This is a genomic window from Trichococcus sp. K1Tr, from assembly GCF_028309625.1.
Classification (GTDB): domain Bacteria; phylum Bacillota; class Bacilli; order Lactobacillales; family Aerococcaceae; genus Trichococcus.
Map to the genome: position 1 here is coordinate 122,105 of NZ_JAQMHR010000004.1, position 23,988 is coordinate 146,092.

A 23,988-nucleotide genomic window follows, 5' to 3' on the forward strand; every position below is an offset into this window, starting at 1 on the left:
CTATGAATTCTCATCTGATCCGTCTGTTTTTGTACACTTCCCAAAATTGGTACAATAGAAGGATTCTACTATATTTCAGTTTGGTTGTCATTAAAAACGATTGGGAAATACTATCGGCAGCTTGGCGAATAGTCAAGGTATCAGGAATGGGAAGGCAAAGCAACCGGCAAACCGTTGCCTTTTTTTGGCGAGCAACCTACAATGGAAGAAAATGTGAAACTGAGAAGGAGGCTTTTTATGGATCGCCAGAAAGATGCCCTGTACTACACCGGACTTTTAAAAACGAAGAAGGTATCCCCCGAAGAATTGATTGTGGATGCCTTCAAAAAGATAGAGGAAGAAAATCCCCGCTGCAATGCCGTCGTGCATACACGGATGGAAAAAGCGCTGCATGAAGCCAGGACACGGGATTTCGGGAACACCTTATTCGGCGGCGTGCCGATACTTATCAAGGATCTGGGTCAGGACCTTGCCGGGGAGCCGTCGACATCAGGATCGCGGTTGCTGAAGGATTATGTCGCTCCCCGCACCAGTCATTTTGTTGAAGCAATCGAGAAGGCCGGCTTCATCGTCATCGGTCAGACGAGCACACCCGAATTCGGGTTCAAGAACATCACGGATGCCTTCATCCATGGTCCGGCCAGAAATCCCTTCAATCCGGACCATTCTCCGGGTGGATCCAGCGGAGGTGCGGCAGCGGCTGTAGCGGCGGATATGGTGGCCATCGCCACCGCCAGTGATGGGGGCGGCTCAATCAGGATTCCGGCCTCCTTCACTGGCTTGGTGGGATTGAAACCGACAAGAGGAAGGACACCGGTGGGGCCGGGATCTTATCGCGGCTGGCAAGGCGCATCAATCAGCTTCGCCTTGACGAAGACGGTAAGGGATACAGCGATGATGCTGGATGCTTTGCAGACTGTCCAGGCGGCAGCGCCTTTCCAGACCCCTTTATTCCCGGGGAGCCATTTCCAGGAACTTCAATCCGGAAAGCGGCGCAAGTTCCGGATCGCCTATTCATTGGAATCGCCGGTGAAATCCGTAGTCAGCGCGGACGCAAAGCGGGCTGTACTCCAAACCGTGGCAGCGCTGGAAGAGTTGGGCTACGAGGTGGAAGAAAAAACACCCGACATCGACGGCATCCGTTTGATGGAGGCCTACTACGCGATGAATGGAGCCGAAACGGAGGCCATGCTGAGAGGCTTTGCCGCGAAACTGGGGCGCCCATTGACGGCCAATGACATGGAATTGGTTTCCTGGTCCCTCTATCAGTACGGCCGGACGATCTCCGGAGGCGACTACTCCTTGGCTTTGGGACTTTGGGACCAAGCTGCGGCCACGATGGATCAGTTCCATGGGAATTATGATCTGCTGCTGCAGCCGACTACGGCAGCGAGTGCTCCTCTGATCGATTATTCTTTCCAAAGCGAAGAACTGAAGGAGCGGATGCGCAGGTCGGATCTGCTGTCGGCAGCGGACAGGAAAGAGATTGTCTGGACCATGTTTGAAGAGAGCCTGGGTGTGACCCCGTTCACGCAACAAGCGAATTTGACCGGGCTGCCTGCCATCAGTCTGCCGGTGTACCGCACAGCTGCTGGATTGCCTTTGGGGGTGCAGTTCACGGCCCCGAAAGGGAAAGAGGAGTGGCTGTTGGACATCGCTGCGGTAGTGGAGAGAGCTGGCTTGTTCATGTGATTTGAGGCATCGATAAGAACCACAATGCTCTATCTTCATTGGCTGCATGACTCACATTTTTTTTTAATATTTTTTTCGTTAATGCGCCCTTTTTTTATTTCCATGCGAGGAAATTGGCCTATCAAGGGGAGATGAAATGCCTTTCAAATGTTATTCTGACAAGGGTTTACATCCATGTGAGAAAATGTCACAAACGATGTTAAGGTAGCATTGACTTGTATGAGAATTTGGAGTATTCTTGTTGTATTAAATGACTCAATTAATTGCTAGGAAATACGATTAATTGCTGAAAAGAATTACCTTTTTCTCAACAGGCGCTAACTCCTGAAGAAAAAGTATACATCTGTGGTTCACTCAACTCAGAAGCTTCGATGGAGGGGTTGGCATGAAAGAAAAAGAGCTACGACGTTCGATGGCTGTTTTCACCATCGGAACGGTCATGCAGCTGACGGATCTGACAGCACGGCAGATTCGCTATTACGAAGAGCAAGAACTCGTTCATCCTAAGCGGACAGACACCAATCGCCGGATGTTTTCATTGAACGACGTCGATCGTTTGCTGGAAGTCAAAGACTATTTGGCTGAAGGGTTGAACATCACTGCAATCAAACGGATGTACAGTACCGAAAGACTGAAAAAGCAGCAAGAAGAGGAGCTTGAGAACAAGCACAAAAACTTGACAGATGAAGATGTCCGTCGCATCCTCTACAAAGAAATACTCAACGCAAGTGGATTTAACCCTGGGGATTCAAGTAAACCTTGGGGAAGATTATAAAAACAAAAAAAACAAACAAAGCATAGTCAAGGAGAGGGAATACAAATGCCAAAATTTACTAGAGAAGAAATCATCGCATCAGCAAAGAAGGATAATGTCCGTTACCTGCGTTTAATGTTCACTGACATCTTAGGAACAATCAAAAACGTGGAAGTTCCTATCAGCCAGCTAGAAAAAGTATTAGACAACAAAATGATGTTCGACGGTTCTTCCATCGAAGGTTTTGTACGTATCGAAGAAAGTGATATGTACTTGTACCCAGATTTGGATACATGGTTAGTATTCCCATGGGGCACTGAACAAGGCAAAGTTGCACGTCTAATCTGTGATATCTATATGCCAAGTGGCGAACCATTTGCGGGAGATCCGCGTAACAACTTGAAGCGTGCTCTTAAAGAAATGGAAGACTTGGGCTTCACTGAATTCAACTTGGGACCTGAACCTGAATTCTTCCTGTTCAAATTGGATGAAAAAGGCAACCCTACCCTTAGCTTGAACGACCAAGGTGGATACTTCGACTTGGCTCCTACTGACTTGGGCGAAAACTGCCGTCGTGACATTGTTTTGGAATTAGAAGCTTTAGGTTTCGAAATCGAAGCAAGCCACCACGAAGTTGCACCAGGACAACACGAAATCGACTGGAAATACGCAAATGCTGTTGAAGCTTGCGACAACATCCAAACGTTCAAACTGATTGTTAAGACTGTAGCCCGCAAACATGGCTTGCATGCAACGTTCATGCCTAAACCAGTATTCGGAATCAACGGATCCGGAATGCACTTCAACATGTCTTTATTCAACGAAAACGGCAATGCTTTCTACGACAAAAACGATGATCGTCAATTAAGCGAAACAGCTTACCAATTCATCGCTGGTCTGATCAAACATGCTCGCGGCTTTACTGCTGTCTGCAACCCAATCGTTAACTCATACAAACGTTTGGTTCCTGGTTATGAAGCGCCTGTATACATCGCATGGAGCGGAAGAAACCGTTCACCGCTGATCCGTATCCCAGAATCACGCGGCATGTCCACTCGTGTTGAATTGCGTAGCGTTGACCCAGCTGCTAACCCATACTTGGCTTTAGCTGCATTATTGGCTGCAGGTCTTGACGGCGTGAAGAACAAATTGGAAGCTCCAGCTCCAATCGACCGCAACATCTACCAAATGTCAGCTGAAGACCGTTACGAAAACGGAATTTTGGACTTGCCTACAACATTGCAAGAAGCTCTTGAAGAGTTTTCCAAAAATCCATTATTGGTTGGCGCATTAGGCGACCACATCAGCAACAATTTCGTCGAATCAAAAGAAATCGAAGTAATGTCTTACATCCAACAAGTAACAGAGTGGGAAAGAGAACAATACTTGAATATGTACTAAGAGCGAGATGAATCCTGCTCTAGAAATCGAGCACTAAGAGGACTAACACAAAGAGGACGCTTTTTGTCCTCGTGTGTTAGTCAGCTTAGGCACAGATTTCTGGGATTCAGAACGCGTTTACGAAGAGTGTGATGATTCACGCACTTCCCCAAAAGGCCGAGACAAATTTGTCTCGGTCTTTTGTCTCGTTCGGGGAAGAAAAAACGTGCTGGTGCTGTAAACTTCAACCGAGAAAACGTATAATGGATATATGTAAAGTTCTTCAGAGGAGGGGTCACCGTGGAAGCAATCGAAATGGAAGGTTTGACAAAAATTTACCGCAAGCGTGCAGCTTTGGACAATATCCACCTTACAGTGGAACAAGGTGAACGGTTCGGCTTCATCGGACCGAACGGAGCCGGGAAGTCCACAACCATCAAGCTGTTGCTTGATTTCATAAAGCCGAGCAAAGGAAGTGCCAGGATTTTCGGATTGGATGCCCAGAAAGATTCCGAGAGCCTGAAACGCATCATCGGGTACGTTCCGAGCGATGTGCATTATTACAGCAATCTGACTGTAGAAGAAATTTTGATGATGACGGGGAAATTCCATCATATCCGGAACATAAAGGAAATGATGGCGTATTATGTGGAACGCTTCGCATTGGAGCCAAAAAAGAAAATGAAGGACCTCTCTTTGGGGAATCGGAAAAAAGTCGCAATCGTGAACAGTCTGATTTTCAATCCGGAGCTTTTGATTTTGGATGAGCCTACGAATGGGCTGGATCCTTTGATGCAGCATCGTTTATTTGAAGAGCTGAACCACCAAAACAAGGAAGGTGCTACCATCTTCATTTCTACGCATAACCTACCGGAGGTGGAAGCGTTTTGTACGCGTACGGCCTTCATTCGTGAAGGTAAAATCATTTCCGTGGAAGATATGGCATCCGGTTATCAACCTGGGAAAGTGGTGACCCTGACCGGTTCAGCCCTCGGAACGGAGGATTTCGAATCCAAAGGGTACCGTGTCCTTTCCAGGACAGACCGGGTCGTTTCGTTGTTGTACAAGGACAATGTGAAACAGATCCTGGCCGATATGGCGCCTCTGGATTTGGAGGATATCGAAATCCGCAATCAGAATCTGGAGGAAAAATTCATGACCCTATACGGTGGAGGTGAATCCCATGAATAGCATCCGATTGGAGTGGAAACAAGAACGCGGCGGGTTATTCGTATGGCTTTTCTTTATGGTCCTGATTATGGGGATGATGATGGCCATGTTTCCCATTATGGCGAATCAAGGGATGGAGGATATCCTGACGACCAAGCTCGATGCGATGCCTCCGGAGATGCTGGAAGCCTTCTCGCTCACGAACGGAGCAAGCTTGCTGCAGGCTACCGGATTCTTTGCCTACATCTTTCAGTATCTCTTTTTGGCTGCCTGCATTTTTGCAACGATGAAAGGGGCCCAAGCGCTGATCAAGGAAGAGACGAACGGCACGATTGAGTATCTGTATGCCCAGCCAATCAGCAGAAAAGCCATTGTCACGAGCAAGTATATCGCCAATTTGGTGCTGCTGATGATCTTTTGGATTGTCTTGTATGGAGCAGCTTTGCTGTTCATCTATCTGTTCAAGGAGGATGGAGCCGATTTTGTGGAAATCATAAAAGATATCACGCTGATTTTCGGCGCGGAGTCGTTGGTATTATTGTTCTTTTATTCAATCGGCTTCCTTTTCTCAACGTTCATCGCGAGCAGCCGTTCAACAAGCGGAGTCGCGTTGTTGCTGGTTTTCGGCACGTACATGATCGGCCTTGTCTCGAAGATGGTTGATGACTATGAATTTCTGCGTGTTTTGTCGCCGATCGAATACGCACATCCAGCGGCATTGCTGGAAGAGGGGATTTCCTGGGAGTATATGGTCATCTGCATCATCGGAAGCTTGCTGGTATTGGGTCTAAGCTATCTCATCTACGGCAGAAAAGATTTGCGGATCCAGGTTTAGTGTTATAGGTCGTTTAGATGGTCCTGAATTAATCAAAATAAAAAAGCCCGCGCTGGGCTTTTTTATTTTGGATTAACCGAATGTCATGAACATTACTGCGGCGACGATCAGGGCGTAGGACAATTTCTCCAGGTTTTTCTTTGTGATCGGGTTCAGGCCTTTGTCGTAGCGTGTCTGGTACATGATCCAGACGTTGATTCCTATGCTGATGATGCCTAGTATGCTGGCTGTAAGATATTTATTCACGATGTTCCTCCTGTTGGTTTTTACTTTCCGTTTGAGTGTTCTGCGAATCAATGATCATGTCGATATGCGGGATATCATCCTCCAGGTAGATATCCGATACGGGCCGGAATCCGAATGAGGCATAAAAATCCTGCAGGTAGGCTTGTGCTTGCGCGTGGATCGCTAGTCCGGGGAAATGCATCTTTGCATACTCCAGCACGACCTGCATCAATTCCTGGCCATAGCCATGGGTGCGTTCGCCTTGCGGGACAAGAACGCGTCCGATGCGCACATTATCTAATTCCGGGATCATCCGGGAATAGGCCAACAGCCTATCTTCCGCCTGCTTCCAGAAGTGGATGCTGACGAGGTCGGTATCATCCACCTCTTGATAGGGGCAATTCTGCTCCACGACGAAAACAGCGACCCGCTCTTTATAGATCAGATGCAATTCCCTCGCCGTCAGTTCTTCAAAAGGTTTGATGACCCACATGTATATTTTCCTCCTCATCGATCGGTGGAGAGCCACCATCATAGTCCTTATTATAGCAAAGCGCAGGCAAACAAAAAACCTGGAAATGGTTTGCTGCAAAGAAATAAAGCCAAGTAGCGCGTCTCGCAGTGAGACGGCTCCTTGGCTTTATTTAGTGTTCGTTACTCGCTTTAATAATATTTCAGGGCAGCTGGGCCTGAATCACTGTTGCTGATGCGGAAGGCATCGGCAACAGGGGAAACGAAGACTTTACCGTCACCGACATGACCCGTGTATAAAGCGCGGCGGGCAGCACGGATGACTTCTTCGACAGGCACCTCGCTGATGATCGTTTCGATGCGGACTTTCGGTAAAAGATTGCCCTCAGCCTTCGCTCCACGATAGAAGGTTTGTTGGCCTTTTTGGAGCCCGTAACCATGCACGGATGTGACTGTCATGCCGGTTACGCCGATAGCGTTCAATTCCGCTTTCAGACGCTCCAGTTTATCCGGATTAGCGATGATTTCCACTTTATTCATCGTGTAGCCTGAATCAGCCAATTTGAAGGCTCCAACTTTACTCAAATCCACTTCTTGGATAGCAGGGATTTCTGCAGGTTTGTTGCTGTCTGTTACATAATCTTCGAATGCAGTCGTTGCGACAAAGTCATGGTAGCTTGAAGTCAAGCCATGCTCAGCGACGTCCATGCCGACGATTTCTTCTTCAGCAGTAACGCGGAGACCCATTGTCTTTTGGATGACCTTGAAGACTACGTACATGGAACCGGCTGTGTAGGCTGCCACAGAAGCGACACCCAAAGCTTGGACCCCCAGCATGTTGAATCCACCACCGTACAATAATCCGCCATCTGTTGCGAAAACACCGACTAAGATTGTTCCCAATGCACCATTCACGCCGTGTACACTGAATGCACCGACAGGATCATCGAACTTCAATTTTTGATCGACGAATTCAACAGCAAGGACGATGGCAAAGCCGGCGATTAATCCGATGGCGATAGCGCCGAAAGGAGATACGACCGCACAACCTGCAGTAATGGCTACAAGACCTGCCAATGAACCGTTCAGTGTCATGGAAACATCGGGCTTACCATATTTCTTCCAAGTGAATAAGAGAGTGACCAGAGTAGCTGAGACTGCGGATAAGTTTGTATTCAAGAAGATAGTACCGATCAAGGCAAGTGTTTCGTCGCCGGTTGCCGCAACGGTTGAAGCTCCGTTGAACCCGAACCATGCGAACCATAGGATGAATACGCCTAGTGCACCGATTGTCAGGTTGTGTCCAGGAATGACTTGTGCTTTACCATCTTTATATTTTCCGATACGTGGACCGACTACGGCAGCTCCGACAAGAGCAGCAACGCCACCTACCATATGCACGGCTGTAGATCCGGCAAAGTCGATGAAGCCCATTTGAGCTAACCAGCCGCCGCCCCAGATCCAGTGACCTGAGATAGGGTAGATCAACAAGGAGATGATGAAAGAGTACACGAGATAAGAGCTGAATTTTGTCCGTTCCGCAACAGCTCCGGATACGATAGTGGCTGCAGTTGCCGCGAATACGTTTTGGAACATGAAATGTACGGTTCCAGGAATGGTGGAATCAAGTCCTTCCATAAATAAAGCAGGAGTTCCGATGATGCCGGCGATATCGTCCCCGAACATGATGCTGTATCCGATGAGGAAGAATCCCAACGATCCGAGCACAAAGTCCATGAGGTTTTTCATGATGATGTTCGCCGCGTTCTTGGCGCGAGTGAATCCCGTCTCGACCATTGCGAAACCGGCTTGCATAAAGAATACCAATACCGTTCCCAGCAAGGTCCATAATGTATCTACTGATGAAAACATAAATTATTCCTCCTTTTGTTTTAGCATAGTCTTAGTGTATAGAAATAATTTTATTGGTGCTATATCCTGCTTACGCTCCATGTCAGATTATATAACATAGTTGTTAAAGCAACGTTTGCAAGCGTTTAAATGTCAATTCGATGAGAGATTTAATATAAAATCTCATCGAATTGCAGTAATGTTGGATGTGGTTGTGTTTTTTTGGTCAATATGATTAAAATAAATCTAACATGGGAGAGTAGGGAATATGTCGGATGTTAGAATCACTGACAAGAAAGAGGTCACATTGGCAGGGATATCCGGCAAAAAGTGAAATTTCACAACAAAAAGCCGTAAAGGGAACATGATCACATGCGCCCTTTACGGCTTTTGGTATTTTCGGTATCTTCTAAAAGTTGATGATCCAGTCCATTTCCGATAATTCAATCAATGGCAACTCGATCGCTTCCTCTTTTAGTGCCTTCTCGAACCCTTCTATGGAAAAAGGGCCTTTTACAGATTCAATTCTTCTATCGACAATAAAATATTCGAATGCTTCATTATGTTCTTTTTCAAGAATGATAAATTCATCGGTCCAATTCAATCGTGTAATGTAGCCCTGGATGCTTCCAGTCGGGTAGCGATAAGATGAAGGCAGATGGAAAAGGTTTTGCCAAGAAGCGCACTGTCTCAAAAATAGGTCTTCTCCGACCGGTATTCTAAATTTAGCAATTTTGGATATTTCAGGCAACATTCTATTTTTCCACACTAGCATTTCCCCCCTTTTTCTCTGCTCATTCTTTTGACATCCCTGCGGCATAAAACCGGATAATGGATCCGAAAAAAAGAATGAATCGCTTACATTTGTGACAAGTCATAGTATAACCGCTTTTATTTCCAAAGTACAGCAGATTCTATTGATTTTATGTACTTTATATGTTTTTTAACATTTTTTTAATATTAGGGGCATTGTTCGGAAATCAAAACGGATTGACTGGGTTTGTTTGGCTATTGTTTCTGTTCTAGCTATGTAAGTGGGAGTCTGCTAAGGAAACAGCAAACAATTCATTTTCAGGGCATTTTCTTATTGACCAACAGGCCGAAATGTGTCTGCCTGCCCTAGACGGAATTTGGTTTGAAACACTATATATTGTGGTGGAAATTTGCGTGTGGATGATATATAGTATATAAAGAGAATCGAAACAGAGTCTACTTTAAGTGGAGGCATCCAACTTGAGAAGCGCGTCCCGCAAGGAAAGCTTGCTCATTTTGTAACGACCTCTTACTTTTTATTAGCTTTTTTTGCATGTTCGGTTAATTTTTAACTAAGGAGTGGGAAAAATATGGCTTCATTACCAACGGATTTCTTGAATGAAAGCACGAATCTTCAAGTCGATGACGCAGAGGTGAATATCCAAGTGTTGAAGGCGGATGGACGGGTTGTGCCTTTTCATGCCAAGAAAATATACAAAGCGATCAAGAAAGCGGAGCGTTTCTTGTCTGAACAGAACGAAGCGGCTGCAGATTACGATGTGGATGCTGTCGTGGCATTGGTCGTAGACAAACTGATTGCGTCAGAAACGGAAAGTGTTTCGACAGATGATATCCATGATCAAGTTGAAGCGACGCTTGCCGAAATGGGAAATCTGCCGTTAGCGGAAGCCTACAATACCTACAAATTGACGAAAAAAGTCAAAAAGCTGCAACAACAGGACATCGAATTGCGCATCCAAAGTCTGATGAATGCCGATCAGAGCATCGTCAATGAGAATGCCAACAAGGACAGCCGCGTCTTCAATACGATCCGTGACTTGACGGCAGGGGTGGCTGCGAAAGCAATCGGACTGAGAATGTTGCCGAAACACGTTTCCAACGCCCATATGAAAGGCGATATCCATTATCATGACCTGGATTACCAGCCATATTCACCGATGACGAACTGTGTCCTGATCGATTTCCAGAATATGCTTCGTGAAGGTTTCAAAATCGGCAACGCCGAAGTGGACAGCCCGCGTTCAGTCAACACGGCGACTGCCCAAATGGCACAGATTTTTGCGAACGTCGCTTCCAGCCAATACGGCGGCTGCAGCGCAGACCGTGTCGACGAAGTGTTGGCACCATACGCACGCCTGAACTATGAGAAGCATCTGGAAACAGCTAAGGATTGGGTGGATGGCGAAGCGAAACAGATCGCTTATGCCGAAGAAAAAACCCGCAAAGACATCTACGATGCTATGCAAAGCCTGGAGTACGAAATCAACACACTCTACACTTCAAACGGACAAACACCATTCACCACACTCGGATTCGGTTTGGGGACGGATTGGTTTGCGCGCGAAATCCAAAAAGCCGTCCTGCAAGTGCGCATCAAAGGATTGGGCAAAGAAAGACGCACAGCGATCTTCCCGAAATTGATCTTCGCTTTGAAAAAAGGCACAAACTTGGAGACGCAAGATCCAAACTATGACATCAAACAATTAGCCATCACTTGCGCCACCAAACGGATGTATCCGGATGTGCTGATGTACGATAAAATCGTTGAATTGACAGGCAGTTTCAAGACACCGATGGGTTGCCGGTCCTTCCTGCAGGGATGGAAAGACGAAAACGGAAACGAAGTTAATTCCGGTCGGATGAATCTTGGGGTCGTGACGTTGAACATCCCGAGAATCGCCTTGGAGTCGGAAGGGAATCCGGAAGCTTTCTGGAACATCTTTGAGGAACGCTTGGCGATCTGTAAGGATGCGCTTGTCTACCGTGTCGAGCGCACCAAAGAAGCGACGCCTACGAACGCGCCGATCCTGTACCAGCACGGGGCCTTCGGGAAACGTCTGGGCGAAACGGATCAGGTCGATGAATTATTCAAAAACAAACGTGCGACCGTCTCTTTGGGCTACATCGGGCTTTATGAAGCGGCGACCGTCTTTTACGGAGGAGATTGGGAAACGAATCCCGAAGCAAAAGCTTTCACTTTGGACATCGTCAAGAAGATGAAGGAAAAAACGGATGCTTGGGGCAACCAATACGGTTATCATTTCAGCGTTTATTCGACTCCAAGCGAAAGCTTGACAGATCGCTTCTGCAGCATGGACACAGAGAAATTCGGCATCATTTCCGACATTACAGATAAGGAATACTACACAAACAGCTTCCATTACGATGTCCGCAAGAATCCGAATCCTTTCGAGAAAATCGCCTTCGAAATGGAATATCCGCAATATTGCTCAGGCGGCTTTATCCATTATTGCGAATACCCGAACCTGCAGCAAAATCCGAAAGCGTTGGAAACAGTCTGGGATTTCGCCTACGACAAAGTCGGCTATCTGGGAACGAACACGCCGATCGACCACTGCTTGGAGTGCGGTTTCGAAGGGGACTTCAATCCGACCGAGCGCGGGTTCCAATGCCCGGAATGCGGCAATACCGATCCGCAGACATGCGACGTCGTAAAACGCACATGCGGTTATCTCGGCAACCCACAGATCCGTCCGATGGTGAAAGGTCGCCATAAAGAAATTTCGGCCCGCGTCAAACATCTGCATGCGGATTGCAAGTCAGAACAGTAATCAGAACAGTTAGGTGATGTGAAGTGAAAAACCCGCAACCGCAAGAATGGTTGGCAGAAACATACAGCAAAGACAAAGTGGCGGACTACAAGCCGTTCAACTTTGTCGACGGCGAAGGCGTGCGCTGCAGCATCTATCTGAGCGGTTGCCTGTTCGCCTGCGAAGGCTGCTACAACAAGATTGTCCAAAACTTCGACTACGGGATTGCGTACACCGACGAGTTGGAGGAACAGATCATGGCCGATCTGCGTCAGCCTTATGTGCAAGGATTGACGCTTTTGGGCGGCGAACCTTTCCTCAACACGAAGGTCGCACTGCGGCTTGCGCAGCGGATCAGGGCAGAGTTCGGCCGGACCAAGGACATCTGGGGCTGGACCGGTTACTACTGGGACGAATTGGCTTCAGAATCCGAGGATAAGCAGGAATTGCTGCGCTTGATGGATGTGCTCGTCGATGGCCGCTTTGAACTGTCCAAACGCGATCTGACATTGAAATTCCGCGGCAGCTCCAACCAGACTATCGTTGATGTACAAAAATCGCTGGAAGCCGGAGAAAAGGTTCTCTGGGCCAATGCGTATTCTTGAATGTAAAAAAACAGATAGTGCCGTCTCGCTTCGAGGCAGCACTATCTGTTTTTTTGCGCCTATCCCGTATCGGAGTGGCGGTCGTAGTTATGAAGAAGCAGAAAAGATGGATACACCCGAGTTATCCATCTTTTAGCATGGCTTGGAGCCTAAAACGATGGATATCTTACGTTTATCCATCTTATATGGCTTGCGCGGGGCTTAAAAAGATGGATAAATTCACTATATTCATCTTTTCAGGCCCCTGCGGGGAGGCGCTTCAGTTCACATGAAGACACCAAAAATGCTATACTGAATTTATTGAAACGTTTTCAAGAAAATCCAAAATGAAAGCTGGTATGACAATTGAAAAAAATAAACATCGGCAATTCAGGACTTTTAGCATCAGAAATTTCGCTTGGCATCATGCGCATGAACGCTTTGACGCATGAAGAGGCAACAACGGTCATCCGCACGGCAGTGGACAACGGTATCGATTATTTCGATCATGCGGATATTTACGGCAGAGGAACTTCAGAGGAAATTTTCGGAAAAGCCTTCAAGGAACTCGGCATCGCGAGGGACAGCGTGATGCTGCAGACGAAGTGCGGTATCATTCCGGGTGTTATGTTCGATTTCTCCAAAGAACACATCATCGCATCAGTGGAGGGCAGCCTGAAACGCCTCCAGACCGATTATGTGGACGCTTTGCTTTTGCATCGGCCGGATACTTTGATGGAACCGGAGGAAGTTGCGGAAGCCTTTGATGAACTGCAAAAGTCAGGGAAAGTGCGCCACTTCGGCGTCAGCAACCAAAATCCGATGCAAGTCGAATTATTGAAGAAAGTTGTCACACAACCATTATTGATCAATCAATTGCAACTGAGTCTGACGCATGCACCGATGATCGATGCCGGCTTCAACGTGAATATGGTGAACAATCCATCATTCATGCATGACGGATCCGTCCTGGAATACAGCCGGATATCGGACATGACGATCCAACCATGGTCGCCTTTCCAAGTCGGAAACGGGAAAAAGGGGCTGTTCTTCGATCATCCCGATTATGTGGAGTTGAATGAAAAAATCGAAGCGATGGCCGAGGACAAAGGCGTATCGCGTGAAGCAATTGCAATCGCTTGGTTGCTGCGTCACCCTGCCAAAATGCAGCCGATCGTCGGCAGCATGAATCCGGAGCGCATCGCGGCCATCTGTAAAGCTTCCGATGTGGCGTTGAGCCGCACCGAGTGGTATGACCTCTACAAGGCTGCCGGCAAAAAATTGCCTTAAACAAAGGCAACATCAGTTAATAGAGAAAGAAAAAAGAGCAAGACTCCATTAGGAATCTTGTTCTTTTTTGTTGGTTTATGGTTCGTAGACAATCCTATCGAAGTAGAGCATGTCGATTTCTTTTGCGTCGGCGAATGAACTGGTTATTTCTCCGCTGTAAAGCATTTCACCGGTCGCGACAGCGAATGCCGCCACCTGCGCATTCCGGTCAGGTTCCAGATAAGACTGTGTCAGTATCGCCTGGTTGCCAGAAACAAAAATCTGCCAATCGGTATCGAGGCTGCGTTTCCATTCAGCGGTACCCTGAAGCGGGATGCTGCCCAACACCTCATCCTGCATAAGGTCAAGAGCTTGGAGCGTCCAATCACCGTCTGCTTGATTCAACTGATAGAAGATGCCGTCCTCGATCGCATAGGACAAGGAATCATTCGGAAAATCCTGGGCGTTGGTAAGATCGGTCCATTGCTTCATATCCCAGTCGTAGCGCTTGAAGGCTGTTGAGATAACCGACGGCACATATTCGGTTGCTTCCAAATCGGTCTCTTCGGTCCGGACCGCGACGAAGAGAGCTTTTTGATCATCCTGTGTCAAAATTTCTGCCGAAATGCTCTGGTAGCCGGAGAAACCGTCAGGCATCTCGAAGACAAAGTGCTCTTCCAATGAGCCGCTGGTCGGGTCATAGATCACGATATCGCTGCCGAGATAATCGGAGTAGTTCCCGTAACGACTGTATTCGATGATCACTTTGCCGTCCAGAAAGAAAGTGCGGCTCACGGAATAATAAGTCTTTTGCGTTTTTTCCGGATAGGCAAGCAGCATTTCCGACACGGTTCCGCTCACTTTATCCAAGATTTCCAATGAAAATCCATCAGTTTCTTCTACTGCATAATACAAATCGTTTTCCGTCTCTGCATAATTTCCTGAGAAGGAACTCTTGCCGCGCATAAAGGAACGGTAGTCGGCACGCCATGCCAGTACGGCGCTGTCTGCGTAATCCTGAAAGAACGCATCCTGTCGTTGCGTTTCGGAATGGCGCAAGCCGGAGTTGTCGAAGCTGAGCGCAATTGTTTCCCACTGATTGCTGGCCGTCCCGTAATAGGTCAAGCCTTCCAATGCTGCATCGTCACCGGAAGTTGTCTCGATATCGATGCGCAAAGAATCTTTCTTTGCCGAAAGCGGCTGGGCATAGAACCCCCCGAGAACGACAAGCAGGAGGAGGCTCAGCAATAAAATCGTTTGTTTTCTCATTTTTGTCCTCCTTCTATACGCTGATGCGTTTTTCAAGCAACCGATAATTCGCCCATGTCCCGGACAGGAAGAAAACCAGGCTCACGGCAATCATCACCCAATATTTTTCTTCCGCATACAGGCGCGTCGTGATGCCGGTACGCAAGAAGAGAACCATCGCGGCAAAGAGGCCGACTGCGAGAATACCCGCCAAGAAAACACCTTTCCAACGTCCGCTCAAGTGCATCAGGATGAACGTGTATCCTAAAGTGAGCGCTGCATACCCGGCACTGTAATACAGAAGGTAATTGGAAAAGAGGCTTGGCAAAGCCAATGATAGTGGAGAAGCGTTAGTCGCTGCCATCTGCAAAGGAATCTCCAAGTAGATGTCCGCCGGAATGAGTCCGGAAAAGACCAACCGCTCAAGATACAAAAGCCCGATTTGCCAAACTTGCAGTCCCGTAATCAGCAGCCAAATGGTCGCGAATTTCGCTGCATACACAGCAAAACGGCTGCCCGGCAGGCTGAGCAAACGGAAAGAGAAACGATTTTTCCCAGTCCAATCCTGATACCAGATGAAAACGGCATAGAAGAGCAGACCGAAGACGGCCGTCATGATCGAAAAAACAAAGAATGAATTGCTTGTCACAGCCGCAATCGTTAGGTTCCCAAAATCCTGCAGATATTGTTCGGACATTGCCGCGTAGCCTTGTTGTCGATAGTTTTCATACCCATCTTTCCAGAAATGGTATTCGTGGAAGACCGCATAAGCCTGTAAAGCCGTCACAAAAGCCAACAGGAAGCCATAGAACCGTTTCGCGCGATTCCATTCAAATGTCCATAGTTCCATAAATTTTTTCATGGCTGATACACCTCCCGCATCACATCGATGATCGCTTTTCCTTCGGTTTTCCGGATGTCTTCTGCATAAAAATCTTTGGCGACGCGGCCGTTGCGCAGCATGACGATCCGATCCAGCAACATTTCGACCTCATCCAGGTGGTGGGTGGCGATGAGAACGCCCTTGTCCGTCACGAATTTGCTGGTGAAGACCTCAAGGATATCCTCCCGGGCAAAGACATCGATGCCGGAAAAAGGTTCATCCATCAAATAGTAATCCGCGTCCAGGGAAAGCCCCAGCAAGAAATTCACTTTTGCGCTGTTCCCTTTGGATAGATTTTTCAGCTGCAGATTCGGTTCCAAACGGAAGAACGAAAGCAACTCATCCGCTTTAGTGGTATTCCAATTCGGGTAGTAAGTAGCCATGAACTGCATCGATTCCGTAATCGTCATCCAACGGGGCATCGTCAGCGAGTCAGGGATATAGGAAATTGTTTCATACAGTTGCTGCTGGATGTCCTCCCCGTCGATCGTTACCGAGCCGTTATTGCGCGGAACGAGACCCATGATGCAATTCATGAGGGTGGTTTTTCCGGTACCATTCATTCCCGTCAGGCAAGTCACTTCGTTTTTTTTGATGGTAAAGCTGACATCTTCCAAAATTGCTCGTTTTCCATATTTTTTTTCCAAGTTCTTGATTTCAATCATTGGGGTCTACCTCCTTCAAGCGCGTTTTGATCAAGTTCAGGACTGCCTCATCTTCCAGTCCGATTGTTCGTACCGTTTCGATGAATGCCTGCAGGGCATCTTCCAGTGTCTCTTGCCTTAATGTCTGGATCTTCGATTGACTGTCCGTTATTTTGCTGAGAGAATTTCCATCTGTATAAATCAAACCAAGCCCCTCCATTTCCTTATAGGCACGCTGTACGGTATTCGGATTCACCTTCAATTGTGCAGCCAGTTCCCGGCGCGAGGGTATTTCCTGACCCGGCTGGAAATCACCGCTGACGATTTTCTGTTTGTGCATTTCGATAATCTGTTCATAGACCGGACTTCTTTTGTCAAAAATCACTTTTCCCACCTGCCTTTTCCGATCAAGTGTATTAAGTGATTAATACGCTTGGGGTAAAAAATATATGTATAGGTGTATTATATGGATAATACACTCGCAAGTCAACCATCACCATGAAGACAGGCGTTGGTTGACTTACTGATGGAATTTTTTTATCAAAATGAGGAATCCGCCGTCTCGGCAGTCGTATCTACGGCATCAAAATCAGGCACAGTCTTCAATTTTTTCGCTTGATCGTACAGGTCGAACTCGCCGGTCAGTTCCGTCGTGACAATGGTTTTCTGATCAGCGCGCGTGACCGTGGAATGGTAGGAGAATGCGGTCAGATAGAAGGTTTCCGCATCCAGGCGGATAGCGATTTCGTAATCGGTCTGCTCGGACGGCAAGGTCTGGAACAGGTAGTTGATCTCTTTGTTCATCGCATCGTCGCTGCCGGAAAAGCTCAGTAAATACTCATCCCCTTCCAGTTCAAGGGTGCCGTATTCTTCAATGATTTGGCTCAGTTCGATAAACGTCTCCAGCGGATAGACCTGCAGACTGGCCAACGGGACATCGGGGGTGGCATAAGCCGTCCAATCGCCATCGTCGGTCCGGTTGTAGCCCACTTCAGGGGTCACATAGAACTCGGATTTGGTGGCGGGATAATCGCTGTTTTTGTCGATTCGCTTTCCGTAACCGGTCTTTTCTTCCGGGAACAGCGTCGCATCGGCGGTTGTGTACTGCTCGTTCACTGCTGTAACGCCATTCAGGTCCTCTTTGGTGGTCGTTGTCGTCAACGCAACGAACTGGTGATAGCTTTCGAGGTCAGCGGAACGGTTGACCAGGTTCTGCATGACTTCTTCCCCCGGCAGAGCGGTTCCGCAGGCGGAAAGCAGGAAGAGCGGAAGGAACAACAGCGCGGAAAGGATGATTTTTTTCAAGGGTGGTGCCTCCAAATCTATAGTAAAGGTTATGGGATTAGTCAGTTTATTTGGGATCTGCCCGATGCGGGCAATCTTTTCTCATTGTACAAGAGAATGTGTGATTGCGAAAGGGCGGAATTTTATGCGGGAGGAAAGCTACGGATAAAGACGTGGGTTTGCTATAGCAAGGAGACCATTCTATAATGAGAGCAACAGTTTTAAGAGGAATAAGACCGAGGTGATGAAAATGGATGAGGATTTTTTTAAAGAAGAAATCTATTATAGAGATCTTTATTACACAACCAAAGGAAAAGAGGAGTGTGCCCCCAACCATAGTTTCGGACCAACTGTCCGGGAATATTTTTTGATCCATATCATTATGAAGGGCAAGGGATACTTCGAGATTGGCAACAGCCGGTTCAACCTGAAAGAAGGCCAATTTTTCATCATCTATCCGAACGTGATAACCTATTATCAAGCGGATGAAGAGGATCCTTGGGAATATTACTGGATCGGCATGCAAGGCGAGCAGTTGGAGGCCTTGCTGGAGGCCATCGGATTCCGGGTTTCGCATCCGGTGGGGAATGTGAAAAATTTCGGCCAAGTAAAAGAGATGATGCAGGAAATCATGGCGGCCAATCCATTCGATATCTTGTCGCGGCTGCGGTTGCAAGGGCAATTGTACCTTCTGTTGAGCCTGTTGGGGCACGATCTGAACGGCACCGAAATCAAACAGATCGAGAAAATCAACAAAGGTGTCGAATATACAAAAAGGGCGCTTGAAATCATTAAAGACAGGTATCGGGATGTCGATTTTCAGATCGGTGACATCAGCCGGGAACTATCTTTGAACGATTCCTACTTGACTTCGGTTTTCCATAAAACGACAAACCGGACACCGCATGAATATTTGATCGAGTTCCGTATTTTCAAAAGCCGTGAATATCTGGAAACGACGGATCTCAGCATTGCCGAGATCGCCGAGAAGGTCGGCTACAAAAATCCTTTGAGCTTCACGCGCATCTTCAAAAGCAAGATGGAGATGTCTCCGAGGGCTTATGTAAAGAAAGTCAAAACGAAATAGCGTACCAAGGCAATCTGGACGATAAAGATCGGCCACTTGGCACCGCTGCTAAGCCGGTTCCGGTCAGGTCCGGTTTTTTTGCTTTAAGGGCAAGGCTTTGAGAGCATACATATCGATAATATAGAAATCAACAAAAAAGCATGTTTTTGTATGGGTGAATATCTATCGGACGCATCTTATATTTGGTATTATAAGGACATCAAAACAAGTAAACGTTTACAAAACGATTGTTTTTGAACAGTTCAGGCGCAATTTTTCTAGGGTCCAATAGTTTCTTTGTTTTAAAATATACAATTTTATAGATAAACGAAAAGGTGGAGAAGAGATGTTAAAGAATTGGAAGAAAGTATCATTGGCTACAGTATTGTTATCAGGACTTGTTTTAGGTGCGTGCGGAAACGGTTCCGAAGAGGGAAGCGATTCTGGTGATGTGACCATCACTTACGGTATCTGGGATAAAATCCAACAACCGGGCATGGAAGCGATAGCGGAAGCTTTCGAAGCGGAAAATCCGGGCATAGACGTAAATGTTGAAGTGACACCTTGGGATCAATATTGGACCAAATTGGAAGCCGGCGCACAAGGCGGCAGCATGCCGGATGTCTTCTGGATGCATTCCAATGAGATCGCGAAATACACGACTGGCGGCGTCCTGATGGATTTGTCGGAAACCTACGCAAACAGCGAATTGACTTCGTTGGATCATTTCCCGGAAGAATTGGTCGACCTGTATTCTGCTGACGATGCGCTCTACGGTATCCCGAAAGATTACGACACGATCGCGCTCTGGTACAACAAAACGCTGTTCGACGCAGCGGGTGTTGCCTATCCGGATGAAACTTGGACTTGGGACACGATGTTGGCAGCCGCTCAAACGTTGAACGATCCAGACAACGGCGTATACGGCATCTTGGCTCCTTTGAACAGACAAGAAGGCTACCACAACTTCATCTTCCAGAACGGCGGCTACGTATTGTCCGATGACAAGACCGAATCCGGTTTCCGTTTGGACGAAACGATCGAAGCCGTGCAATGGTATGCGGATCTGAGCGTGAAACATGGCGTATCACCGACCCAAAGCCAATTTGCTGAAAACACAAACTTGTCCTTCTTCCAATCAGGACGCGGCGCGATGGGCTTCTTCGGCTCTTGGATGACAGGTGAGATGGCGAACAATGACTATACGGCTGCCAATGCCGATGTAGCGCCATTACCGCAAGGAAAACAAGCGGGAACAATATTCAATGGCTTGGCGAACTCCGTTGCGGCTTCAACTGAAAATGAAGAAGCAGCCTTGAAATTCGTCGAATTCCTGGGAACAGAGGAAGCGATGCGTCTGCAAGGCGAGAACGGCGCGGCTATCCCTGCTTATGAAGGAACAGAAGAGACATTCGTAAAAGCGTACAGCCAATTCAATATGCAGGTCTATGTGGACCAAATGGAAAATGCATACATCAAGCCTTACTCAGCAGAAACAGCTCGTTGGGAAGATGTCGAAAACAATGCTTTGATGCCTGTATTTGACGGTACAGCGACTGTTAAAGATGTGGCTGCAGACATCGTCGCTGGTGTTGAAGAAGTCTTGGCTAACGAAAAATAATAAAATAGAAGGCCGCTTATGGGGAACACTCCCATAAGTGGCTTTCAATATATATAGAGGTGAAAGTGATGAAATCGGATATAGCAATCCCTAAAGAAAAAACGCTCCGCACCGTGACCGCAAAGGAACGCAAAAGAAAAATGGCACTGTGGGGCTGGTTTTTTATCGCTCCAACATTTATCGGGCTTTTGATCCTGAACGTCATTCCGTTGTTCCAGTCACTTTACATGAGTTTCCAGAATGTGAGTACATTCGGCACCTCGACTTTTGTCGGGATGGACAACTACCTGCAGATGCTGCAAGATCCTGAATTCTGGCAATCATTGAAAAATACCTTCTTCTACGCCGCCATCCAAGTGCCCATCACGATGATCCTGTCGCTGTTCTTTGCGGTATTGATGAACACGAAGATAAAAGCGGTCGGACTGTACCGTACCATCTTCTTCCTGCCGATGATCGCCGCTCCGGCAGCCGTGGCCATGGTTTGGCGCTGGTTGTTCAATTCGGAATACGGCTTGCTGAATGCGGTGCTGGATAAACTCGGTTATTCCGGGAACATCTTATGGATCACCGATCCGGAAGTGGCGATCTGGTCCATCATCATCGTCGGAATCTGGACGAATGTCGGCTACAACATGATCCTGCTCTTAGCGGGTCTGAAGGAAATACCCAAAGAATATTATGAAGCGGCCGTCGTCGATGGCGCCGGACCTTTGAAACAATTCTTCGCGATCACGTTACCGTTGCTTTCGCCGCAACTGTTTTTCGTTTCCGTAACGAGTGTCATCAGTGCCCTGCAGGTGTTCGATGTCATCTTCATGATGTTCGACCGCACCAACCTGGCGCTAAAGAGTACGCAATCGCTCGTGTACATGTTCTTCAATGAATCATTCGTGCTCAATGACAAAGGCTACGGCTCGGCTGTCGCCATCTCATTGGTTCTTATCATCATGGCGATCACCGGCATTCAGCTGTTGGCGCAGAAAAAATGGGTCACCTACGATTAGGAGTGAATAAATATGAAGATAAAAATGAATAAAACGACAGCACTGATCCACATCGTGCTGATCATCGGCTCCTTGCTGATGGTCGTGCCGTTCTTATGGATGGTCCTGACTTCAGGGAAAACAATCAGCGAATCCACACAAATACCGCCGCAAATTTTCCCGGGAGTGTTTCAAGTCGAGAACTATCGGGCGGTATGGGATTCCTTGCCATTCGTCAGTTTCTATATCAATACAGGATTGATGATTGCCCTCAGGGTATTGACCTCGACGCTCTTCAGCGCCATGGCAGCCTTTGCAGTTGCGAAACTGTCCTTCCCAGGAAAGAATCTGTTTTTCGCCATCGTGCTGACACAGATGATGATCCCTTCGCAGATTTATCTGACACCGCAATATTTGTTGGTTCAGAACCTGGGGCTGCTGAACACAATCTCCGCTTTGGTCATCCCAGGCATCGTCTCCGCTTTCGGAACTTTCCTGCTGCGCCAATTTTTCATAAAATTGCCTGATGAACTGATGGAAGCCGCAACGATTGATGGTGCGACGACCTGGCAAGTATTCTACCGCATCTATATGCCGTTGGCGCGTTCCGGCTTGGTGGCCTTGGGGATCTTCACGTCGCTCTTTGCCTTCAAAGACTTGATGTGGCCGTTGGTCGTCAACATGTCCCAGGATAAAATGACGCTGTCGGCTGGATTGGCCAGCCTGCAAGGGCAATTCACGACCAATTATCCGCAGCTGATGGCCGGTTCGGTCATCGCGATCATCCCGATGATCATCCTTTACATCATATTCCAAAAACAATTCATCGAAGGCATCGCCACAACCGGCGGAAAGTAAGGAAAAGAGGACCAAGCCCGCTCTGCCTCGAAAGAAATTTAGGAAATCTGGCCCTGAATGAGCATCGCAGAGCGCAATGGGTCAGATTTGTCTAATTTCCGAGAGGCAGGCTTGGTCCGCTAGACATCACCAATAAAAGACGCAATTTAATGATATTCGAAAAAGAGGTAACCGAAAATGAAAATCAAAAACGAAGCGATGCTGATCACTTATCCGGACAGTCTGGGCAATAACCTGAAGGATCTGGAATACGTGCTGGACACCCATCTGAAAGGGGTCGTCGGGGGCGTGCATATCCTGCCGTTCTTCCCATCATCCGGCGACCGCGGCTTTTCGCCGATGGACTACACCAAAGTGGATGAGCAATTCGGCGGCTGGGATGACATCAAACGCATCAGCGAAAAATACTACATGATGTACGAGTTCATGCTGAACCACATTTCCGCACAATCACCCTATTACCTGGACTTTCTGGAGAAAAAAGAAGAGTCTCCCTACAAGGACTTCTTCATCCGCTACAACGACTATTGGCCGGAGAACCGTCCGACTGAAGCGGACATCGATCTGATCTATAAACGCAAACCTAAAGCGCCTTTCGTGGACGCCCATTTCAAGGACGGCACGACGGAAAAAGTCTGGTGCACGTTCTCGGAAGAGCAGATTGATCTGAACGTGAAGACCGAAGCGACGCGCCAATTCATCAAGGATACCTTGAGTTTTCTGGCGGACAAAGGGGCTTCGATCATCCGCTTGGACGCGTTCGCCTATGCCATCAAGGAATTGGATACGAACTGCTTCTTCGTGGAACCCGAAATCTGGGAGATGCTGGAATACGCAGTGGAAATCCTGAAACCTTATGACGTGACGGTACTTCCCGAAATCCATGAGCACTACACGATCCAACAAAAAATCGCGGATAAAGGCTTTCCGGTCTATGATTTCGCCTTGCCGATGCTCGTGCTGCACGCACTTTACAGCGGCAAAGCTGAGAAGCTGCTGCACTGGTTGGAAATCTGCCCGCGCAACCAGTTCACGACCTTGGACACGCATGACGGCATCGGTGTCGTCGATGTGAAGGATCTGCTTACCCAGGAAGAAGTGGACTTCGCGGTTGAAGCCCTTTACGAAAAGGGCGCCAACCTGAAACGGATCTACAGCTCGGAAGCCTACAACAACTTGGACATCTACCAGATCAACTGCACGTACTATTCGGCTTTGGGCAACAACGATGCCGCCTATCTATTGGCGCGGGCGATCCAGTGCTTCACTCCGGGGATTCCGCAGATCTATTACGTAGGCTTGCTGGCCGGCGAAAACGATCTGGAACTGCTGGAGAACAGTAAGGAAGGCCGCAACATCAACAGGCACTACTACAGCCTTGATGAAATCGGGCAGGAAATCGAGCGGCCGGTCGTAAAAGACCTCTTCCATTTGCTGACTTTCCGCAACACGGCCAAAGCTTTTGACGGAAATTTAGAGATAACCAAGATAAACGACGGCGCCTTCACTTTAACGTGGGCCCTTGGCGAAGAGGCGGCCAGCCTGACGGTCGACCTGCCTACAAATACATTCTCGATCCTTCACCGGACTGCAGCAGGGGAAAAACAAATATTTTAGCCAAA

22 protein-coding genes are annotated in these 23,988 nt (G+C 47.7%); 13 read left to right on the forward strand and 9 right to left on the reverse strand.

Translation table 11 applies throughout. The features are described 5' to 3' along the window. Positions 1 to 237 precede the first annotated feature (237 nt). The 5 genes from PH235_RS08945 (at position 238) to PH235_RS08965 (ending at position 5,831) form a co-directional block, all read left to right on the forward strand. Positions 238 to 1,692, forward strand: coding sequence for an amidase (locus tag PH235_RS08945; RefSeq protein WP_272162019.1), 1,455 nt, complete (start codon positions 238 to 240; stop codon positions 1,690 to 1,692). 385 nt (positions 1,693 to 2,077) lie between these two features. Further along, a complete protein-coding gene (locus PH235_RS08950; protein WP_272162020.1) occupies positions 2,078 to 2,467 on the forward strand; it encodes a MerR family transcriptional regulator in 390 nt (129 codons plus the stop codon). Positions 2,468 to 2,512: 45 nt separating this feature from the next. Further along, positions 2,513 to 3,847, forward strand: coding sequence for a type I glutamate--ammonia ligase (gene glnA / locus PH235_RS08955; protein WP_272162021.1), 1,335 nt, complete (start codon positions 2,513 to 2,515; stop codon positions 3,845 to 3,847). A 279-nt stretch (positions 3,848 to 4,126) separates the two neighbouring features. Further along, positions 4,127 to 5,017: an ABC transporter ATP-binding protein gene (locus tag PH235_RS08960; RefSeq protein ID WP_272162022.1), complete on the forward strand. Its 891-nt coding sequence runs from the start codon at positions 4,127 to 4,129 to the stop codon at positions 5,015 to 5,017. After that, on the forward strand, positions 5,010 to 5,831 hold the full coding sequence (locus tag PH235_RS08965) for an ABC transporter permease subunit (protein WP_272162023.1): 822 nt from the start codon (positions 5,010 to 5,012) through the stop codon (positions 5,829 to 5,831). The genes PH235_RS08960 and PH235_RS08965 overlap by 8 nt, the downstream gene beginning before the upstream one ends. Positions 5,832 to 5,903: 72 nt before the next feature. Here the strand turns inward: PH235_RS08965 and PH235_RS08970 are convergent, their stop codons facing one another. The 4 genes from PH235_RS08970 to PH235_RS08985 form a co-directional block, all read right to left on the reverse strand. Continuing rightward, on the reverse strand, positions 5,904 to 6,077 hold the full coding sequence (locus PH235_RS08970; protein WP_157080403.1) for a hypothetical protein: 174 nt from the start codon (positions 6,075 to 6,077) through the stop codon (positions 5,904 to 5,906). Then, entirely contained in the window at positions 6,070 to 6,549 is a 480-nt protein-coding gene (locus tag PH235_RS08975; RefSeq protein ID WP_272162024.1) for a GNAT family N-acetyltransferase, read from the reverse strand. Before PH235_RS08975 ends, PH235_RS08970 begins: the two co-directional genes overlap by 8 nt. A 170-nt stretch (positions 6,550 to 6,719) precedes the next feature. Continuing rightward, complete coding sequence (locus tag PH235_RS08980) at positions 6,720 to 8,399, reverse strand: ammonium transporter (protein WP_272162025.1); 1,680 nt, start codon at positions 8,397 to 8,399, stop codon at positions 6,720 to 6,722. A gap of 388 nt (positions 8,400 to 8,787) precedes the next feature. Next, on the reverse strand, positions 8,788 to 9,147 hold the full coding sequence (locus tag PH235_RS08985; protein ID WP_153060389.1) for a hypothetical protein: 360 nt from the start codon (positions 9,145 to 9,147) through the stop codon (positions 8,788 to 8,790). A gap of 574 nt (positions 9,148 to 9,721) precedes the next feature. On the opposite strand from PH235_RS08985, the gene nrdD reads away from it, so the two are divergent. The 3 genes from nrdD (at position 9,722) to PH235_RS09000 (ending at position 13,797) form a co-directional block, all read left to right on the forward strand. Beyond that, positions 9,722 to 11,944: an anaerobic ribonucleoside-triphosphate reductase gene (gene nrdD, locus PH235_RS08990; RefSeq protein ID WP_272162026.1), complete on the forward strand. Its 2,223-nt coding sequence runs from the start codon at positions 9,722 to 9,724 to the stop codon at positions 11,942 to 11,944. Between the two features lie 23 nt (positions 11,945 to 11,967). After that, the gene (gene nrdG, locus PH235_RS08995; RefSeq protein ID WP_272162027.1) at positions 11,968 to 12,528 is read left to right on the forward strand and encodes an anaerobic ribonucleoside-triphosphate reductase activating protein; all 561 of its coding nucleotides are present in this window, start codon (positions 11,968 to 11,970) and stop codon (positions 12,526 to 12,528) included. A 345-nt stretch (positions 12,529 to 12,873) separates the two neighbouring features. Next, a complete protein-coding gene (locus PH235_RS09000; protein WP_272162028.1) occupies positions 12,874 to 13,797 on the forward strand; it encodes an aldo/keto reductase in 924 nt (307 codons plus the stop codon). Positions 13,798 to 13,872: 75 nt separating this feature from the next. Here PH235_RS09000 and PH235_RS09005 read toward each other — a convergent pair whose 3' ends face one another. The 5 genes from PH235_RS09005 to PH235_RS09025 all read right to left on the reverse strand — a co-directional run bounded on the left by PH235_RS09005 (position 13,873) and on the right by PH235_RS09025 (position 17,856). After that, positions 13,873 to 15,045, reverse strand: coding sequence for a hypothetical protein (locus PH235_RS09005; RefSeq protein WP_272162029.1), 1,173 nt, complete (start codon positions 15,043 to 15,045; stop codon positions 13,873 to 13,875). 13 nt (positions 15,046 to 15,058) lie between these two features. Beyond that, complete coding sequence (locus tag PH235_RS09010) at positions 15,059 to 15,886, reverse strand: hypothetical protein (protein WP_272162030.1); 828 nt, start codon at positions 15,884 to 15,886, stop codon at positions 15,059 to 15,061. After that, positions 15,883 to 16,572, reverse strand: a complete 690-nt coding sequence (locus PH235_RS09015; RefSeq protein WP_272162031.1) for an ABC transporter ATP-binding protein — start codon at positions 16,570 to 16,572, stop codon at positions 15,883 to 15,885. Before PH235_RS09015 ends, PH235_RS09010 begins: the two co-directional genes overlap by 4 nt. After that, entirely contained in the window at positions 16,565 to 16,936 is a 372-nt protein-coding gene (locus PH235_RS09020; RefSeq protein ID WP_272162032.1) for a GntR family transcriptional regulator, read from the reverse strand. Before PH235_RS09020 ends, PH235_RS09015 begins: the two co-directional genes overlap by 8 nt. A gap of 155 nt (positions 16,937 to 17,091) precedes the next feature. Then, complete coding sequence (locus PH235_RS09025) at positions 17,092 to 17,856, reverse strand: DUF6612 family protein (protein WP_272162033.1); 765 nt, start codon at positions 17,854 to 17,856, stop codon at positions 17,092 to 17,094. Positions 17,857 to 18,079: 223 nt separating this feature from the next. On the opposite strand from PH235_RS09025, the gene PH235_RS09030 reads away from it, so the two are divergent. From PH235_RS09030 to gtfA, 5 genes are all read left to right on the forward strand, one after another. Continuing rightward, positions 18,080 to 18,922 (forward strand): AraC family transcriptional regulator, encoded by an 843-nt coding sequence (locus tag PH235_RS09030; RefSeq protein WP_272162079.1) that lies wholly within the window; start codon positions 18,080 to 18,082, stop codon positions 18,920 to 18,922. 325 nt (positions 18,923 to 19,247) lie between these two features. Further along, on the forward strand, positions 19,248 to 20,522 hold the full coding sequence (locus tag PH235_RS09035; RefSeq protein ID WP_272162034.1) for an ABC transporter substrate-binding protein: 1,275 nt from the start codon (positions 19,248 to 19,250) through the stop codon (positions 20,520 to 20,522). Positions 20,523 to 20,662: 140 nt separating this feature from the next. Next, complete coding sequence (locus tag PH235_RS09040; protein ID WP_272162080.1) at positions 20,663 to 21,529, forward strand: carbohydrate ABC transporter permease; 867 nt, start codon at positions 20,663 to 20,665, stop codon at positions 21,527 to 21,529. A 12-nt stretch (positions 21,530 to 21,541) separates the two neighbouring features. Further along, positions 21,542 to 22,366, forward strand: coding sequence for a carbohydrate ABC transporter permease (locus PH235_RS09045; protein ID WP_272162035.1), 825 nt, complete (start codon positions 21,542 to 21,544; stop codon positions 22,364 to 22,366). 177 nt (positions 22,367 to 22,543) lie between these two features. After that, a complete protein-coding gene (gene gtfA / locus PH235_RS09050) occupies positions 22,544 to 23,983 on the forward strand; it encodes a sucrose phosphorylase (RefSeq protein WP_272162036.1) in 1,440 nt (479 codons plus the stop codon). The last annotated feature ends 5 nt before the right edge of the window (positions 23,984 to 23,988 follow it).